We start from the raw sequence: 18,485 nt of genomic DNA on the forward strand, positions 1-18,485 counted from the left end.
ACAGAATATATGAAAGGAACTATTAATATAAAAAATTCATATTATAATAATTTAGATAATATAAATAAAGGATTGGTTTTTAATTTAAAATTTAATCCAAAGGAATATGGATTCGTCAATATCACTCAATTTGCATATATTCTGTATGCAGTCCGATAGCCCCAAGTGGATAATTTGGTACACTATAGTTGATAGAGATAGTTGGAAAGATTCCTGCCGAACTATTTGTAAAGAAAGAAGAATACGGGCTATTAAAATAATCTAAGTTCATATTTCGTATTCCTGCAAACAAACTAAAGTCTCCGAAGGTTTGCTGATAACCAAATTTTGAGCAAACAAGCCAAAAGTTATCTTCTTCTATATTGGAAAAGGTTAAAAAATCATTTGCAATATTTTGAGAGAATGTTCTTCCTACCGACCAAAATGCAATATCAAATGATCCGTTTTTCCACCATTTATCTGTTCTAAGGGAAGCTTCCATGCTCAATAAATTCACATACTTCACATCTTTTTCGCGGGCATCTGTTATATTGTATTGTAGTTCTCCTACATTGTTTACTTCATACTTTAGTATTTGATCTTGTCCCCTAATTGAGATAAAACAACATAAAGACATACATATAATAAAAATTTTCTTCATTGTGCAGCTTTTAAATATTCTCATATTCAGGGTGCGAAGATATATTCTTCAGACTAAACAACAGCCCAATAAACATATAAAAAATTAATATTATTCTTAATAGAGGCGAATAGTATTAATAATAAATAAAGAACGAGAATATAAAATTATTCCTTTATTTTAACAAATACCAAACGCGAATGTCCCTTTTCGCTCTTGCGCTCATCCATTTCAAAATGCTTACTCTGAGCTTTAACCAAGGCGGCAAGCTTTGAAAAGCCGTAATTTCGTGAATCAAAATCAGGACGCTTCTTTATAACGAGATTACCCATATCCCCCAAATAAGCCCACCCATCATCATCAGCGAGGTCTCTAATAGTACTCTTCAATAGATTTATCAACTTTTTATTTACAGGTTCAACAGTCTTTTCTTGTTGTTTCTTAACTGTAGACGCAGGAGACTCCGTTTCGTTATTATCATCTGAATCTCGGATAATCTCTATATAAATAAACTTATCACAAGCTACAATAAACGGACTGGGCGTTTTCTTTTCTCCAATACCTATTACCTGCATACCGGACTCCCTCAACCTCACGGCTAAACGCGTAAAATCACTATCGCTGGATACCAGACAGAAACCATCAACCCGACCGCCATGCAAAATATCCATGGCATCGATAATCATTGCTGAATCGGTAGCATTTTTACCTGTTGTGTAACTATATTGCTGTATTGGAGTTATTGCATGCTCCAACAAAGGTTGCTTCCACCCCGAAACGCTAGGCTTTGTCCAGTCCCCATAAATTCTTTTGATAGTTGGCACACCTATTTTAGCAATTTCATCAAGCATGCCCTTTATATTCGAGTAAGGCACATTATCGGCATCGATAAGTACAGCCAAGTTTAAATCTCTCTTTTCTATCATATATTTTAATTTAGCTTTGGAGGTATAGCGTATCTGTATATTGATAGTTCAAATTTATAAAACTTATCCTACTAACAAGTCCAATTGTAGCATAATATTTTTAACAAACTATTTTCTTTAAAACAAATAAAACAATCACAAAGAGTCCTTAAATGGAGCGAGTAGTTCTAACATATCATTATGAAGCAATGAATTGGATGCCAATATATCATGGCCTTTCCTGAATAAAGAACTCCCTTTAAAATTAGTAACAGCCCCTCCGGCTTGAAGCACAATCAATGCCCCTGCCATAAAATCCCACGGTTTAATATATGCTTCAGCCCATGCATCAAACCTCCCTGCGGCAACGTAACACATCGACATAGCAGCTGAACCATTTATCCGCACGCTCGAAACCTTCCCATACAATGAATCCATCAAATGATTAACGACCGGTTTGTAATCCCCTGCATTATAAGGAAGGTCTAAGCCGATAAAAGCTTGACTCATATTGTCCCTATCAGAAACGCGTATTTGGGTCTCATTCAGGAAAGAGTTACTACCTTTCCAAGCATAGAAGCATTCATCTCTACAGACTTCGTAAACCACACCGAACAATATTTCGGCATCAGTAGTCAGAGCTATGCTCACGCAGTAAGGAGCATTGTCTTGTATATAATTGGTAGTACCGTCCAAAGGATCGATAACCCAATAATAATCTTTCTTTTCGAAAGCAACAGTATCTTCTTCCGTAATAAACCCCGCTTGAGGCAGAAGCTGTGACAATCTGGCAACTAATAGCCTTTCTGTTTCCTTGTCAACATACGAAACATAATCATGTGCATTTTTCTCCTCTACCCTATCCTTACGAAAGGTTTTCCTTTCTTGTGCTAAAAAGTGCCCTCCTTCTTTAGCTATTTTACAGACTTCTGATGTAAGAAATTCTAAATTCATAATCTAACCCTTAATTATAGGAGCAATAATATAATTAACATCTAAAGCTAATAAATTAAAAAGGCCATCTCAAATCTAAAATGAGACAGCCTCCGTGCAATATTGCATTATGCTTTTATTTAGCTGCTTCAATTGACTGTTTACGAAACTCTTTTAGAGCTTTTTCTATGTCAAGTGAAATTTTTCTAGCACGTTGGCCAGCTGCTTTATTACCGTTTTCGATTTGTGAAGCTGCGTCTTTAGAGAATGCGGCAAAATCTTGATTTAATTTTTCTACTAAATTTTTCATTTGTTTTTCTATTTAAAAAAGTTCAGACAAAGATAATCTGATTTTAATAACAATTATAACGAACCAGAGTTTAAAAATAGGCTTAAAAACATAATTTTCTTGTTATTTTATGCCGTTTTCATTGATAGTTGAACTCTTTTTCGAGATGTGTCAACAGACAATACCCTGACTTCCACATGTTGATGTAACGAAACAACCTCTGTCGGATCGGAAACAAAGCGGTCAGCCAGTTCTGAGACATGCACCAAACCATTTTCTTTTATACCCACATCCACAAAGCACCCGAAGTTTGTAATATTAGTCACAATACCCGGTAATGTCATCCCCTCTCTGAGATCCTCTATCGTTTTTATATTCGGATCAAACTCAAAAACCTTAATACCCTTACGAGGATCACGTCCGGGCTTATCCAGTTCTTCTATTATATCATTTAAAGTCGGCAAACCAACTTTATCCGATACATATTTTTCAAGCTTAAGAGACTTCTTCAAGTCCTTATTATCGATCAAATCTTTTACCGTACACTTAAGATCCTTAGCCATACTTTCTACTACATGGTAGCTTTCAGGATGTACGGCAGAATTATCTAAAGGGTTTTCAGCTCCCGCTATTCTCAAAAATCCGGCACACTGCTCAAAAGCCTTTTCACCCATACGAGGCACTTTCATCAGTTCTTTACGAGATCGGAATGCTCCATTAGAAGCCCGATAGTCTACAATATTTTGAGCCAAAGCAGGCCCTAAACCGGAAACATAAGTCAAAAGGTGCTTACTGGCAGTATTAACGTTTACTCCAACAAGGTTTACACAACTTTCTACGGTAAGATCCAATGATTTTTTCAACTTAGTTTGATCCACATCATGTTGATATTGACCTACTCCAATCGACTTCGGGTCTATTTTTACAAGTTCGGCCAATGGGTCCATCAATCGGCGACCAATCGACACGGCACCTCTTACCGTAACATCATAGTCCGAGAATTCTTCTCTCGCAACCTTTGACGCAGAATAAATAGATGCTCCGTTCTCACTGACGACAAACACCTGCACTTCTTTCTCATAGCGAAGATTTGTGATAAAGTATTCTGTCTCACGGCTTGCTGTTCCGTTTCCTATGGCAATAGCATCTATATTATAAGTCGTTACTAATTTCACCACCTTACTCCCTGCTTTAGACATCTCTTTCTGAGGAGGATGTGGATATATAGTTTCATTATGAAGCAAATTACCCTCAGCATCAAGACACACTAATTTGCAGCCTGTACGATATCCGGGATCGATACCCAATACTCTCTTTTCTCCTAATGGAGCAGCAAGCAGTAATTGGCGGAGATTTTCGGTAAATACATGTATCGAGTCTTCATCTGCTTTCTCTTTCGACGAGGCGCCAAACTCTGTTTCTATCGAAGGTTTCAAGAGGCGTTTATAACCATCTTCGATTGCATCAGCAACATAGTTCGTTGCTTCGTTATCGTTATCTCCTTTAAGAAAGCGTTTATCCAACCTCTCTAAGGCGGCATCCTCGTCGGGTGCAATATTTACCCTGAGAAAACCTTCCGATTCACCTCTGCGTATAGCCAATATCCGATGAGAAGGAACTTTATTCAGTTTTTCTGAAAAATCGAAATAATCTCGATATTTATCCCCTTCTTCTTCTTTTCCTTTTACTACTTTTGATGTTAAAACTGCCTCACGCTGAAAAAGGTTGCGAATAGAATTACGGGCATATTCATCCTCATTTATCTGTTCGGCAATTATATCACATGCTCCGGCAATAGCTTCTTTTACATCCTTGACATCCCCTTTAACAAAAGCCTGAGCCTTAGACTGCACATCAATCCTTTGCTGAAGCATAATAATATTCGCTAAAGGCTCCAACCCCTTCTTCCTTGCTATTTCAGCTCGTGTTTGGCGTTTTGGCTTATATGGCAAATAAATATCTTCAAGTTCCGATGAGTTCCAACAATTCTCTATGCGATTTTTCAGTTCAGGTGTTAACTTTTCCTGCTCTTCTATCGACTTTAAAATTGTTTCCCTACGTTTTACGAGCTCATTTAGTTTATCATTCTGCTCTTTTATTGCAGTTATCTGAACTTCGTCAAGGCCTCCGGTTACCTCTTTACGGTAACGACTGATAAAAGGAATTGTAGCACCCGATTCGAGTAAATCTACAGTTTTAGACACCTGAGACTCCTTAATATTTAAGGTCGAAGCAATTATACTTTTAATTGACATAGTTTTCTTTATTTCAATATACTTTATTCTTCAACTTTTTGTTAAAAAGTAACAAAAGTAACACCTTTCTACTCATTTTTATTTGTCACCTTTCTATAATACGATCTCAATTTTAACAATACAAATATAAAGCGATTAAATAAAAAATGAATCATAAGTTAAGCTGAATAAAAATAACACGCTAAATATAGCTCCTTATGAGTTGGTCTAAGAAGCAATCCGTATTATTATAAGATAATTATCCATAAGAATAAAAACATAAAAGCCTGCTAAATGATTCAGCAGGCTTTTATAATATATTTTATATCCAGTATTATTATTCTACAGGAATATTTGTATTTACATTTTTGCTACCGATAGCAGCATAATATAATAGATAAGCCAATCCAACAAATACTACCCAGTAACTTGCCATATAACCAACGCTATCAGCTAGGAAGTTTTGAAGAAGTGGTAAGATACCTCCACCACAAACTAATGTCATGAATATACCCGATGCTGTTGTTACATATTTACCTAGTCCTTCTACTGCAAGATTAAAGATACCACCCCACATTACAGAAGTACAAAGTCCACACAATACCAAGAACATTGCATTGATAGGCACTTGCATCATACCGAATGAAAGACTACCGTTAATGCTTTGGAATACCGGCATTGACACTCTTGTAGTTATAGGAAGGAAAATCGCTAATAAAACTAATACAAGACCTAAACCGGCTGCAACAGTAAGCATTGACTTACTTGATACTTTACTTCCAATAGAAGCTCCGAAGAAACGTCCGATTAGCATCAAGAACCAATACGTACCCGTCACAAAACCTGCTGATGTTGCATCCAACCCTGCAATCGATTTATCTGCAAGAAATAAGTTCAATGTTCCTGGAATACCAACTTCAACACCTACATATACAAAGATACCGATCGCACCTAATACAAAGTGACGGAAAGATAATGCACTATATTTGTCTTTTACGTTGTCAATTGCTTTCTTCACTTCCATATGAGGTTCCGGAATCTGAACCAATGCCAGAATAATAAAAGCGAAAGCAAAAACACCCATAGCAATATACATAACAGGGTATACATCTTTAATGTTAGCCTTTGTCACGTCAGCAACGAAAACACCCACTAAAACTGGAACCAGTGTACCACACAATGAGTTGAAAGTACCTCCTGTTTGTATCAATGCACCACCTTTGTTACCACCTCCACCAAGAGTGTTCAACATAGGGTTTACTACTGTATTTAACATACACATAGAAAAACCTGCAACAAATGCACCAATTAGGTATATAGCAAAGCTACCAGCTCCTCCTGACAAGTATTGAATACCAATACCAACGAAACCAACAACGATAGCGATAAGTGCTGTTTTCTTGTATCCGATTTTCTTCAACAAGATACCAGCAGGAATACCCATAAATGCATACGCTATAAAGTTAGCAAGCACACCTAGCATACCTTCGGCGTTACTAGCTCCAAATTGGTTTTTCAAAACAACACCCATCGGCGCTGCTAGATTTGTTACGAATGAGACCATCCCGAAAAGCAGGATCATCACAATGATGGGTAACAAGTAATTTTTTTTCTCCGTACTACTCATGATTAAGTTTTTACATTTAGTTAGATTGTTTTATTTTTATAGTTTTAGTCAAATTTCATTCTTCTTTAGGTCGATCTTCTGCACTTAACTCTGAGAATTCAAAGAGTAATTAAACTAAACAAAACTCAATTACCCTTTGATTCTCATTTGGATATGGTTAGTATCCAAAAACTCATGGTCGTTTAGGTTAAGTGAAGATTGTTATTGTATAAAATCGATGTAAAAATACTTATCTCTTTTCAGCTGTCATCCATAAAAAAACGTGTTGTACAACATGTATTTTTAGATCAAAATATCATTTCTTTTTATATCATATTGCCGACAAGTTCCTGTTTATTTATGTCTTTTTGTATCCAACTCCAAAACACCTTAAGAATGACTAACAGATTATCAAATAATTAACTTCAACCCAACCGCTAATTATAACAAAAAAATATACAAATGACATAAAAACTTACTCTTTGAGAATTCTTATAAAAACAGGAATAATAGTAAAATATCTTAATTCCTGCTTTTATAGGATTAACAATATTTAATATTGCTATTTTTGTGCTCTAACTAAGAACTGAACAGTAGAAAAGAAGAATTGTTATAGCTTATAAATAAATATTATGGAATCGATTCGCAATTTATATAAAATCGGACATGGCCCGTCGAGTAGCCACACAATGGCTCCACAAAAAGCCGCTTTGATGTTTAAAGAGGAAAATAAGGACGCCACATCGTTCCGAGTTACATTATACGGAAGCCTTGCAGCTACAGGAAAAGGTCACATGACCGATGTAGCTATCACAAACACCTTACTTCCCTACCCTACAGAAATTATATGGCAACCTGAGATTGTTTTACCATACCATACCAACGGCATGAAATTCGAAGCTATTGCAGACGAGCAGCCCATAAAAGAATGGATTGTATACAGCATTGGCGGAGGAGACCTATCGGATGGGAATAGCAAAGTAAATAAGGAAAAATTGTACGACAAAAATACGATGAAGCAAATCCTGCAATGGTGCCACGAAACAGGCAAAACATTTTGGGAATATGTAGAAGATACCGAAGGCAAAGAAATATATAATTATCTTCTGGAAGTATGGAGAACGATGGTAGCTGCAATACACAGAGGGATCGACGCAGAAGGACTGCTTCCGGGAGGATTGGGATTGCAACGAAAAGCCTCGATGTATAGCATAAAAGCCAAAGGATATCAAGGCTCAATGAAAAGCAGAGCACAGATATACTCTTATGCACTTGCTGTGTCGGAAGAAAATGCAAGCGGCAATGTAATTGTTACAGCACCTACATGTGGTTCAAGCGGAACTCTTCCGTCAGTATTGTATCACCTAAAAATAAACCACGATTTCAGTGATCAAAAAATAGTAAGAGCCCTTGCTACAGCAGCACTTATAGGTAATATCGTGAAGACTAACGCATCAGTATCGGGCGCAGAGGTCGGCTGCCAAGGAGAAGTTGGAGTAGCATGTGCAATGGCAGCAGGTGCGGCTTGCCAACTATTCGGAGGCTCACCTCAGCAAATAGAGTATGCTGCCGAAATGGGATTGGAACACCACTTGGGACTCACTTGCGACCCCGTGTGCGGACTGGTACAAGTCCCATGTATTGAAAGAAACGCTTTTGCTGCTGCCAGAGCCCTCGATTCATGTTCGTTCGCAATGTTATCGGATGGGAAACACCTTATTAATTTTGATAAAGTTGTTCGTACGATGCAACAAACCGGACATGACTTACCGAGCCTCTATAAAGAGACATCAATGGGGGGACTTGCAATAAACCTTGATTAGCAAAAAGAATTAAGCAGAGAGACAAAATTTGCCTTTTTTGAATATTATTTTATTTTAATATACATGTATATTTCATTACTTTTGTAAATGAAATCAATTTACAAATAACCATATCACTATGACATCAATCGATTTACTTAACCGTGCGGCAGACAATATTCGTATACTGTCGGCTTCAATGGTTGAAAAGGCGAAGTCAGGACACCCGGGGGGAGCAATGGGTGGAGCGGACTTCATCAATGTTTTATTCACTGAATTTCTCGTTTACGATCCGCAAAACCCCACATGGGAAGGTCGTGACCGTTTTTTCCTCGACCCCGGACACATGTCACCTATGCTTTACAGCACATTGTGCCTGACTGGAAAATTCACACTCGAAGACTTACAACAATTCCGCCAATGGGGAAGCGTTACTCCCGGACACCCTGAGAGAGATATCAACCGCGGAATAGAAAATACATCCGGACCACTGGGCCAGGGACATACTTTTGCCGTAGGAGCCGCAATCGCTGCGAAATTCTTAAAACATCGCTTTGGTGAGCGTATGGATCAGACCATATATGCATTCATCTCGGATGGAGGTATCCAGGAAGAGATTTCGCAAGGAGCAGGGCGTACAGCCGGACATCTGGGACTTGATAACCTGATCATGTTCTATGATTCGAACGGAATACAGTTATCTACCAAAACCAAAGAAGTAACAGAAGAAGATGTTGCCGCTAAATATCAGGCATGGGGATGGAGAGTGATCACCATCAAAGGTAATGATGCCTCCGAAATACGTGCTGCTCTGACAGAAGCTAAAGCTGAAAAAGAAAAGCCGACCCTTATTATCGGTAAAACAATCATGGGTAAAGGTGCTATTAAAGCAGACGGTTCAAGCTTCGAAAATGAGACTGAGACCCACGGACAACCCCTAAGTGCTGCCGGGGCTTCTTTCGAGAAAACAATCGAAAACCTAGGAGGTGACCCCACAAATCCGTTCGTTATTTTCCCCGAAGTAAAAGAGCTATATGCCAAACGTAAGGCTGAACTCGAAGAAATAGTGACAAAGAAACACGCCGAAAAAGAAGCCTGGGCTAAACAAAATCCTGAGCTTGCCGAAAAAATGCAGAAATGGTTCAGTGGCTATACACCGGCAATCGATTGGGCAGCCATAGAGCAAAAACCAAATCAGGCGACTCGCGCGGCATCGGCAACCGTGCTGGGTGTGTTGGCAAAGCAAGTGGAGAACATGGTTGTTTCCTCTGCCGACCTTTCCAACTCGGATAAAACAGACGGTTTCCTGAAATATACCCACAGCATGAAAAAAGGGGACTTCTCGGGGGCATTCCTGCAGGCAGGGGTATCGGAACTGACAATGGCTTGTCTGTGTATCGGCATGACACTGCATGGCGGTATCATTTCGGCTTGTGCAACTTTCTTTGTTTTCTCTGACTACATGAAACCGGCCATACGTCTGGCTGCTCTGATGGAACTGCCGGTTAAGTTTATCTGGACGCACGACGCTTTCCGTGTAGGGGAAGACGGACCGACACATGAACCCGTAGAACAGGAAGCCCAGATTCGTCTGTTGGAGAAATTGCAAAATCACAACGGGCACAACTCCATGCTGGTACTGCGTCCGGCGGATGTTACAGAGGCAACCGTTTCGTGGAAAATGGCAATGGAGAATCAAACAAGCCCGACAGGACTGATTTTCTCGCGTCAGAACATCAACGACCTGCCGGCAAAAGAAAATCGGTATACTGAAGCTCTCCAAGCAGAGAAAGGAGCATATATAGTGGAGGAAGATGCCAATTACGATATCATCCTACTGGCTTCAGGATCGGAAGTATCGACACTCGTTGACGGAGCAAAACTACTGAAAGAAGACGGTATAAAAACACGTATTGTTTCCGTTCCATCCGAGGGAGTATTCCGCACACAAAGCAAAGAATACCAGGAAAGCGTATTGCCGAAGGACAAGAAAAAGTTCGGATTGACTGCCGGGCTACCCGTGACATTACTTGGGCTGGTTGGCGACAATGGCAAAATTTGGGGTATGAACTCTTTCGGGTTTTCTGCTCCGTACAAAGTACTCGACGAAAAACTAGGATTTACACCTGATAATGTATATAAACAGGTCAAAGAATATCTGAAGTAATATAAAAAACAAAAAACAATGACAATTACGATACAAGGAGATAAACCGATAGGATTGGCTAGCGATCATGCCGGATATTCTATAAAGCAATATATTATTAGCCTCTTTGATAAACAAGGGGTTAAATATATTGATTATGGAACTTATTCTACAGAAAGTACCGATTATTCTGACTATGGTCATAAATTGGGAACAGCTATCGACAATGACGAATGTGATTTTGGTGTTGCTGTTTGTGGTACAGGCAATGGCATTAATATGACATTGAACAAGCATAAGAAAGTACGTAGCGCGCTTTGCTGGAATGTAGAAATAACTCAATTAGCAAGAGCTCACAATAATGCGAATGTACTTGCATTACCGGGAAGAATGATTTCTCCTGAGGAAGCTTCTCTAATGGTAGAAGCCTTCTTCAATACTCCTTTCGAAGGAGGAAGACATCAGAGACGCATCGACAAAATCCCTTGCATCTAATCTGGTTATTGTAAATAAAATAAATGGAGGCATTTCGTTAGAGTGCCTCTATTTTTTATATATTCTCAACTTCTATTTTGAGTAAATAGTCAACATTGGCAAAAAGAGCATGCAACAATAAACTATTCTCGATATATACTCGAATCATACGCTAGATTTACTATTTTTGTGTATTGCTATTTATATAAACATAAACACTATGAAAGGAATTATTCTTGCCGGAGGAAGTGCTACACGACTTTTCCCACTCTCTAAAGCAATATCAAAACAGATAATGCCTGTGTACGACAAGCCAATGATCTATTATCCGCTATCAACACTTATGCTGGCAGGTATCCGGGAAATATTGGTTATATCTACACCTCGTGATCTCCCTATGTTCAGAGAGCTACTCGGCACAGGGGTAGAACTCGGCATGAAATTCGAATATGTGATACAAGAGGTTCCGAACGGACTTGCGCAGGCTTTTGTTCTTGGCGAGAAATTCTTAGATGGTGAGCCGGGTTGCCTTATCCTTGGCGATAATATGTTTCATGGGCAAAACTTTTCGCAGATGCTAAAAAAAGCGGCCTCTATCGAAACCGGAGCCTGTATATTCGGATACTACGTAAAAGATCCTCGTGCATACGGTGTTGTAGAGTTTGATGAGTCAAAAAAAGTGTTATCTCTTGAAGAAAAACCCGAAAAGCCAAAATCGAACTACGCTGTACCGGGACTATATTTTTATGATAAAACGGTAACAGAGAAGGCCAAAGCCTTAAAACCGTCGGCAAGAGGTGAGTATGAAATTACAGACCTAAATAAATGCTACTTGGAAGAAGGAACGTTAGAAGTACAATTGTTTGGTCGTGGTTTTGCATGGCTTGATACAGGAAACTGTGATAGCTTACTAGAGGCAGGAAACTACGTAGAAACAATACAGAATAGACAAGGATTCTATGTTTCTTGTATCGAAGAAATTGCATGGCGCAACAAGTGGATTGATGACAATCAGCTGGCTGCTCTTGGGCAAAAACTAGATAAAACAGCTTACGGACAATATATCTTAAGTTTGGTCAAATAAAAATCGCATAAAAATAGAAACACATTATATCAACAAGAAATCGTATACTGAAAAATGAAATTTACGGAACAATCCATCAAGGGAGTCTGGGTAATAGAGCCTAAAGTATTTAATGATGAGAGAGGATACTTTATGGAATCATACAAGAAAAATCTTTTCGATGAGCACATCGGTAAGATTGATTTTATTCAAGATAATGAATCTAAGTCTACTCGTGGAGTACTAAGAGGATTACATTATCAAATAGGAGAATATTCTCAGGCTAAATTAGTAAGGGCACTTAAAGGATCTGTTCTAGATGTTGTAGTTGATTTAAGGAAAAGCTCTCCTACTTTTGGACAATATCTAGCTGTAGAGCTAACAGATGAAAATAAAAAGCAACTATTTATGCCAAGAGGTATTGCTCATGGTTTTTTGGTGCTTAGTCAAGAAGCGATTTTTTCTTACAAAGTAGATAACGTATATGCTCCTGCACATGAAGCGTCTCTACTATGGAGTGATCCATCGGTCGCTATCAAGTGGGGAATAGATGAGAAAGAACTAATCTTATCACCCAAAGATAAAGCCGGAAAATTGTTATCCGAAGCTATTTTATTTGACTAAGAGTAAATGGCAAAAACAGTACGAAAAAGAACAATACGAAAAAGAGTAAACAGGAGAAAATCTAAAAAAAGTAATTTAAAGAAATATATCCTGTCGATGAGTGTAGCTGTATGCTTAGGCATTGCAGCTTTCTTCGTTATTAAAGGATTTTTTGAAGAACCCGAATCTTTCGATTCTAGTAAATATTTTGTGAAGGGTATAGATGTTTCACATCATAATCCAATTCTTAATTGGGATAATGTAATGGAACAAGATATAACATTCGCTTATCTAAAATCGACAGAAGGTACGACACATGAAGACCGGAATTATCCTTTTAATTATGATCTGGCTCGAAAGTCTAATATAAAGGTAGGCTCATATCATTTCTATACGTTTGCCTTATCGGGAGAAGAACAGGCAAAACATTTTCTTAAAACAGCAAAATTTAATAGCGGAGACCTGATTCCTGCTATAGACGTGGAACATTCTCCGGCAAATCCGTATAGTAAAGACAAAGAATTTGTAATTACTGTTGTCAAAGAGCTTAAAATAATGGAAAATAAGCTGTATGAACATTTTGGAGTTCATCCTATAATTTATACCAACAGAGACTGTTATAAACTATATATAAAAGGTAATTTCACTAAGAATATTATATGGATGTGTGATCTACACAACGAGCCATCAGATGATGTTAATAACTGGAAAATATGGCAATTTTCGCATAAAGGAGAGTTACCGGGAGTAGACGGGCATGTTGATTTGAATTACTATCGATATACATTCAACGAGTTTAAAGAATTATTACTACCTTGAACACTCAAAATTAAGCTGATGAAGTATCTATATATTGCCATATTCGCCTGTTTCTTTTTTACATCCTGTTTTAAGGAAGATAAGTTCGAGAACTCAAAGAAGGGAAACTTCGAGGCTCTTTGGCAAATTATGGATGAGCATTATTGCTTTTTTAATTATAAGGACGTAGATTGGAACGAGGTCTATAATCGTTATTCGCAACGTATAAGCGAAAACATGGATAACGATGCATTATTTGCTGTCTTAGGCGAAATGCTTGCAGAGGTACAGGATGGACACGTAAATCTAGTTGCCTCGCACAATGTAGCTCGTTATTGGAAATGGTTTGAAGATTATCCTGACAACTTTGACTCTAAGATACAAAAAAACTATCTCGGAACAGATTATGGTATTGCGGGAGGACTTAAGTACAAGCTGTTGGATAATAATATAGGATATATATATTATGGCAGCTTTTCGAGTGGCATCGGCGAAGGAAATATCAATCAAGTGCTCGATAGGTTTGCACTATGTGATGGTATCATTCTCGATGTGAGAGATAATGGAGGAGGCCTGATGTCCAACAGCGATAGGCTGGCATCTCATTTCTTTAACCAGAAAACACTGGTTGGTTACATGAGGCATAAAACAGGAAAAGGGCACGATGACTTTTCCAAGCCCTACGAAATATATGTAGAACCAACAAATGGTGTCAAGTACCAAAAGAAAGTGGTTATACTTACAAATCGTAGGTGCTACAGTGCAGCGAATGACTTTGTTAACGCTATGCGATATGCTCCCAATGCAACTATAGTTGGCGATAAAACCGGCGGGGGAAGTGGACTTCCATTTTCTTCAGAATTACCGAATGGTTGGTCTATACGTTTTTCGGCATCTCCTATTATGGATGCAGATATGAATCAACTGGAGTTTGGAATTGATCCGGACATTAAAATAGACATGACAGAAGCAGATATGGATAAAGGTATAGACACACTAATAGAAAAAGGGAAAGAAATAATAAAAAGCTCCGCCACGAGTCTATCTTTTTGAAATTAAAAAATCTAAATACAAAGCCATTTAAAAACATATAGCACCATGTAGGTGTTATACAACATATAATAAAGATCAAAATGATTTATTAAAATATAAATATTTTGAGATTCATTTTGTATAACTTTGTGTAAAGCAGAGATTTCATCTACAAACCTGTAAAACATTAATAATCATGCCTAAAATTACGAAAGAAGCCGCCTTAAAATATCACAGAAGCGGGAGACCCGGAAAAATTGAGGTTGTACCTACTAAGCCGCATAGTACCCAAATGGATCTGTCTCTGGCATATTCTCCGGGTGTGGCAGAACCATGTCTCGAAATAGAAAAAGATCCTCAGCTGGCGTATGAATATACGACCAAAGGAAATCTGGTTGCTGTTATTTCGAATGGGACAGCGGTACTTGGACTAGGCGACATTGGTGCACTTGCAGGCAAACCTGTAATGGAAGGCAAAGGGCTCTTATTTAAAATATTCGCAGGCATTGATGTTTTTGATATTGAGGTGGATGAAAAAGATCCTGAAAAATTCATCCAAACAGTCAAGGCAATTTCTCCTACTTTCGGGGGTATTAACCTAGAGGATATAAAAGCACCCGAATGTTTCGAAATAGAAAGAAGATTAAGAGAAGAGCTTGATATTCCGGTAATGCATGACGACCAACATGGCACAGCGATCATTTCTGCGGCAGCTTTGATAAACGCATTAGATATAACGAAAAAGGATATATCCACAATAAAACTTGTAGTAAATGGAGCCGGAGCTTCTGCTATAGCATGTACAAACCTATATATGAGATTTGGTGTGAAAAAAGAAAACATCATTATGTGCGATAGCAAAGGTGTAATCACTACCAAACGCCCTAACTTAACAGATACTAAAAAAGAATTTGCGATCGATAGCGATATTACAACGCTAGAAGAGGCGATCGAAGGTGCAGATGTTTTCTTAGGATTATCTACTGCTGATATTCTTACAAAGGAAATGATACGGAAAATGAATAATAATCCGATAGTATTTGCTCTAGCGAATCCGAATCCTGAAATTTCGTACGAAGAAGCAATGGAATCACGCGATGACATTATTTTTGCTACCGGCCGTTCCGATTATCCCAATCAGGTAAATAATGTTTTGGGATTTCCATACATTTTCAGAGGCGCATTAGATGTAAGAGCTACAACAATAAACGAGGAAATGAAACTCGCTGCATCTAGAGCGATTGCCGACCTTGCAAAAGAGCTGGTTCCGGATGTTATTAATTCAGCCTATGAAATAAAGAAATTGACTTTTGGAAAAGACTATATTATTCCGAAACCACTAGACCCAAGATTGTTAACATCAGTATCTACCGCCGTAGCCAAGGCCGCCATAGAGAGTGGAGTAGCACAAAAGACAATCACCGACTGGGTAGAGTATCAAAACAGGATATCTGAGATGATGGGATATAGCAATAAGCTAATCCATCGTCTGACAGCTCTTGCCAAAAGCGAAAGAAAACGTGTTGTATATTGTGAAGGAAACCATGTTAATACTATAAAAGCTGCTATCATTGCGTATAAAGACAACCTATGTGAACCTATTCTACTGGGTAGTGAAGAGCGAATACAAAATATAGCCAAAGAGAATGGACTTGACCTCAACGGAATAAAAATAATAAACCACAGAAATATATCAGAGGATGTACGTAGGGCGCGCTATGCTCAGCTACTGAGTGAGAAAAAGTCGAGAGAAGGTATCCGCTACCAAGAAGCATTCGAGAAAATGAGCGACCGCAACTATTTTGGAATGATGATGGTAGAGACAGGCGATGCTGATGCAGTTATCACAGGGATATATAGCCACTACCGTGAATTTGCAAAAACCGCACTGGAAGTGATCGGATTAAAGCCTCAGTATAAACATTTTGCGGCCATGCATATTGTACAAACAAAAAGAGGTCCATTTTTTCTTGCTGACACACTTATTAATCGTTGGCCGGAAGAAGATGTGTTGATCGAAATAGTAAAACTGGCACACGACACTGTACAATATTTCTCTACAGAGCCGGTGATTGCAATGCTTTCGTTTTCGAACTACGGTGCTGATGATAACGGAAGCCCTAAAAGTATAGCAAATGCAGTAAGATATTTTCATGACAATTATCCGGATTATAATATTGATGGAGAAATGCAGCTGAATTTTGCGATGAATAAAGAGTTAAGAGATAAAGCTTTCCCATTCAACACACTTAAAGGCAAGGATGTAAACACATTGATATTTCCCAATTTAAGCTCAGCCAATATATCCAGTAAACTATTGATGGAGTTGGGTATTGCAGGTGAAAGCTTAGGGCCAATTCAGATGGGATTGCGTAAAGCTGTACACTTTACAGATATAGAAAGCTCTGTAAGAGATATAGTCAACTTAACGGCTGTAGCTGTTGTGGATGCAATTGCAAACAGTCTACAAAATGAGTAAGTATATTGTTTCGGTAAATATTGAATAATAGAAACGAAATGCAACTGACTTTAACTCCGATACAAGATTCAGATATCGAGTTATTAAGCGAATGGTTACATAAGGATTATATACTGCAATGGTATCATGATGCTGATGAATGGATTCATGAAATAAAAGAAAGAGAAGGAAGCTTTAACTTCTTATCTCACTATATTATTCTTGAGAATAATAAGCCAATTGGATTTTGTCAATTTTATGATTGCTTCGATGCCAAAGAAGACTGGTATTCGGTGGAGTGCCCAAATAAAATATATAGCATTGATTATTTAATTGGAGAAGAAAATTTTCTAAGGAAAGGATATGGCAAAGAAATTATAAGAATTCTTACTAATAAAATAATCCGAGACAAGAATCCAAAAGCAATAATAGTTCAGCCGGAACAAGAAAATATAGCGTCATGCAAAGCTCTTTTAGCCAATGGGTATATTTATGACTTTGATAATAATTATTACATACTAAAATGCTAATTAGTATTATACAATTGGAGCTGCAAGAACTGAGGTTTATTTTTTAGTGAAGATTTCATGTAAATTGTTAGCTTTATAGAAATTTTCAATGATAGTTATGATAACCAAACAGAAAATTACAATATATTTAAAGTATCAAAATATAGATAACTTTGCTCGTATTGCTAGTACTAAAGAGAAAAATATATTGGAAGATAAAGATTGGGTCCTTATCGAAAATTTAATACAAGATATCCATTTATTAAAAAACAATATGGTGTCTAGTGAAATGAAAGATAAAATAGAAAACAAAATCAAAGATTATACAGAAGGTGAAAATGAACTTATCGAGAAACTAATTAGTCTAAAATTTTAACTCCCCAAATATTTCTGCATGAGAATTAGCTCTAGTGAGGCATATTTCCACTGTATCGAATTCTTTTGAGAAGATTTTGATAAAATTGTTAGATTTATAAAATCAATATAATTCCTTATGAAGAAATTTACTTTTATATCAGAGTTTAGAGGCGGTACATATATAACTCAACATTCTGCTAAAGATATTTCAAATGCGCTATTAATGTGGATAGAGTCTTTAGATGTCTCTATATACTCCAAACGAATAGTTCTTAAGCTTCAAGAAGAAATTAATGAAGAAAAACCTATACCAATAAAAGACTTGGATAGTGTGTGGTGTTGTTCTTTCTCTCCTTATAACTCCTTCTTGTTATTGAATATAATTGAAACTATATAATAATTAAAAATCCCCACACATTTCTGCATGAGGAGTTTAAAATTCTTGTGGAGCATAACACCAAAGTATCGAATTCTTTTGAGAAAATTTGACAGAAAGGTGAACTTTATTAAATCAATAAATTTGTCATGAGAGATATAATATATGACTTTGCTCGTTTTGTAGGAGTCCGTATCCGATTTTACTTCCTTAAACTCATAGGGTTTCCTAAACCACTTAAATATTTAGAAGGTGATTCTGATGACTATGCAAATAAGATT

At 37.5% G+C, this 18,485-nt stretch carries 17 protein-coding genes; 11 read left to right on the forward strand and 6 right to left on the reverse strand.

All coding sequences use genetic code 11. The annotated features are described in order from the left end of the window. Positions 1 to 121: 121 nt before the first annotated feature. From LDB17_RS10065 to LDB17_RS10090, 6 genes are all read right to left on the reverse strand, one after another. Positions 122 to 640: a hypothetical protein gene (locus LDB17_RS10065; protein WP_393925022.1), complete on the reverse strand. Its 519-nt coding sequence runs from the start codon at positions 638 to 640 to the stop codon at positions 122 to 124. A gap of 146 nt (positions 641 to 786) precedes the next feature. Continuing rightward, positions 787 to 1,545, reverse strand: a complete 759-nt coding sequence (locus LDB17_RS10070) for an NYN domain-containing protein (protein ID WP_006842764.1) — start codon at positions 1,543 to 1,545, stop codon at positions 787 to 789. A gap of 135 nt (positions 1,546 to 1,680) precedes the next feature. After that, complete coding sequence (locus LDB17_RS10075) at positions 1,681 to 2,478, reverse strand: inositol monophosphatase family protein (RefSeq protein ID WP_252639302.1); 798 nt, start codon at positions 2,476 to 2,478, stop codon at positions 1,681 to 1,683. Positions 2,479 to 2,593: 115 nt separating this feature from the next. Next, positions 2,594 to 2,767 carry a histone H1 gene (locus LDB17_RS10080; protein ID WP_006842762.1) on the reverse strand — a complete coding sequence of 58 codons (174 nt, stop codon included), beginning with the start codon at positions 2,765 to 2,767 and terminating at the stop codon, positions 2,594 to 2,596. Positions 2,768 to 2,874: 107 nt separating this feature from the next. Then, positions 2,875 to 5,001 carry a Tex family protein gene (locus LDB17_RS10085; protein ID WP_252639303.1) on the reverse strand — a complete coding sequence of 709 codons (2,127 nt, stop codon included), beginning with the start codon at positions 4,999 to 5,001 and terminating at the stop codon, positions 2,875 to 2,877. Positions 5,002 to 5,317: 316 nt separating this feature from the next. Continuing rightward, positions 5,318 to 6,607, reverse strand: a complete 1,290-nt coding sequence (locus tag LDB17_RS10090; protein ID WP_252639304.1) for an MFS transporter — start codon at positions 6,605 to 6,607, stop codon at positions 5,318 to 5,320. Positions 6,608 to 7,218: 611 nt separating this feature from the next. Here LDB17_RS10090 and LDB17_RS10095 point away from each other — a divergent pair. The 11 genes from LDB17_RS10095 to LDB17_RS10145 all read left to right on the forward strand — a co-directional run bounded on the left by LDB17_RS10095 (position 7,219) and on the right by LDB17_RS10145 (position 18,225). Further along, positions 7,219 to 8,409 carry an L-serine ammonia-lyase gene (locus LDB17_RS10095; RefSeq protein WP_252639305.1) on the forward strand — a complete coding sequence of 397 codons (1,191 nt, stop codon included), beginning with the start codon at positions 7,219 to 7,221 and terminating at the stop codon, positions 8,407 to 8,409. 118 nt (positions 8,410 to 8,527) lie between these two features. Next, positions 8,528 to 10,555, forward strand: a complete 2,028-nt coding sequence (locus tag LDB17_RS10100) for a transketolase (protein ID WP_252639306.1) — start codon at positions 8,528 to 8,530, stop codon at positions 10,553 to 10,555. An 18-nt stretch (positions 10,556 to 10,573) separates the two neighbouring features. Then, positions 10,574 to 11,029, forward strand: coding sequence for a ribose 5-phosphate isomerase B (gene rpiB, locus LDB17_RS10105; RefSeq protein WP_252639307.1), 456 nt, complete (start codon positions 10,574 to 10,576; stop codon positions 11,027 to 11,029). Between the two features lie 199 nt (positions 11,030 to 11,228). After that, positions 11,229 to 12,092, forward strand: a complete 864-nt coding sequence (gene rfbA, locus LDB17_RS10110) for a glucose-1-phosphate thymidylyltransferase RfbA (RefSeq protein ID WP_252639308.1) — start codon at positions 11,229 to 11,231, stop codon at positions 12,090 to 12,092. A gap of 54 nt (positions 12,093 to 12,146) precedes the next feature. Further along, complete coding sequence (rfbC, locus tag LDB17_RS10115) at positions 12,147 to 12,695, forward strand: dTDP-4-dehydrorhamnose 3,5-epimerase (RefSeq protein WP_252639309.1); 549 nt, start codon at positions 12,147 to 12,149, stop codon at positions 12,693 to 12,695. 6 nt (positions 12,696 to 12,701) lie between these two features. Next, positions 12,702 to 13,493, forward strand: a complete 792-nt coding sequence (locus LDB17_RS10120; protein WP_252639310.1) for a glycoside hydrolase family 25 protein — start codon at positions 12,702 to 12,704, stop codon at positions 13,491 to 13,493. An 18-nt stretch (positions 13,494 to 13,511) separates the two neighbouring features. Then, the gene (locus LDB17_RS10125) at positions 13,512 to 14,525 is read left to right on the forward strand and encodes a S41 family peptidase (RefSeq protein WP_252639311.1); all 1,014 of its coding nucleotides are present in this window, start codon (positions 13,512 to 13,514) and stop codon (positions 14,523 to 14,525) included. Positions 14,526 to 14,700: 175 nt separating this feature from the next. Continuing rightward, positions 14,701 to 16,983 (forward strand): NADP-dependent malic enzyme, encoded by a 2,283-nt coding sequence (locus LDB17_RS10130; protein ID WP_252639312.1) that lies wholly within the window; start codon positions 14,701 to 14,703, stop codon positions 16,981 to 16,983. 38 nt (positions 16,984 to 17,021) lie between these two features. Then, positions 17,022 to 17,492 carry a GNAT family N-acetyltransferase gene (locus LDB17_RS10135; protein WP_252639313.1) on the forward strand — a complete coding sequence of 157 codons (471 nt, stop codon included), beginning with the start codon at positions 17,022 to 17,024 and terminating at the stop codon, positions 17,490 to 17,492. Positions 17,493 to 17,589: 97 nt separating this feature from the next. Next, on the forward strand, positions 17,590 to 17,847 hold the full coding sequence (locus tag LDB17_RS10140; protein WP_252639314.1) for a hypothetical protein: 258 nt from the start codon (positions 17,590 to 17,592) through the stop codon (positions 17,845 to 17,847). Positions 17,848 to 17,964: 117 nt separating this feature from the next. Further along, complete coding sequence (locus LDB17_RS10145) at positions 17,965 to 18,225, forward strand: hypothetical protein (protein ID WP_252639315.1); 261 nt, start codon at positions 17,965 to 17,967, stop codon at positions 18,223 to 18,225. Positions 18,226 to 18,485 lie beyond the last annotated feature (260 nt).

Source organism: Dysgonomonas sp. Shenzhen-Wh21 (genome assembly GCF_043392705.1).
In the GTDB taxonomy this organism is placed as follows: Bacteria; Bacteroidota; Bacteroidia; order Bacteroidales; family Dysgonomonadaceae; genus Dysgonomonas.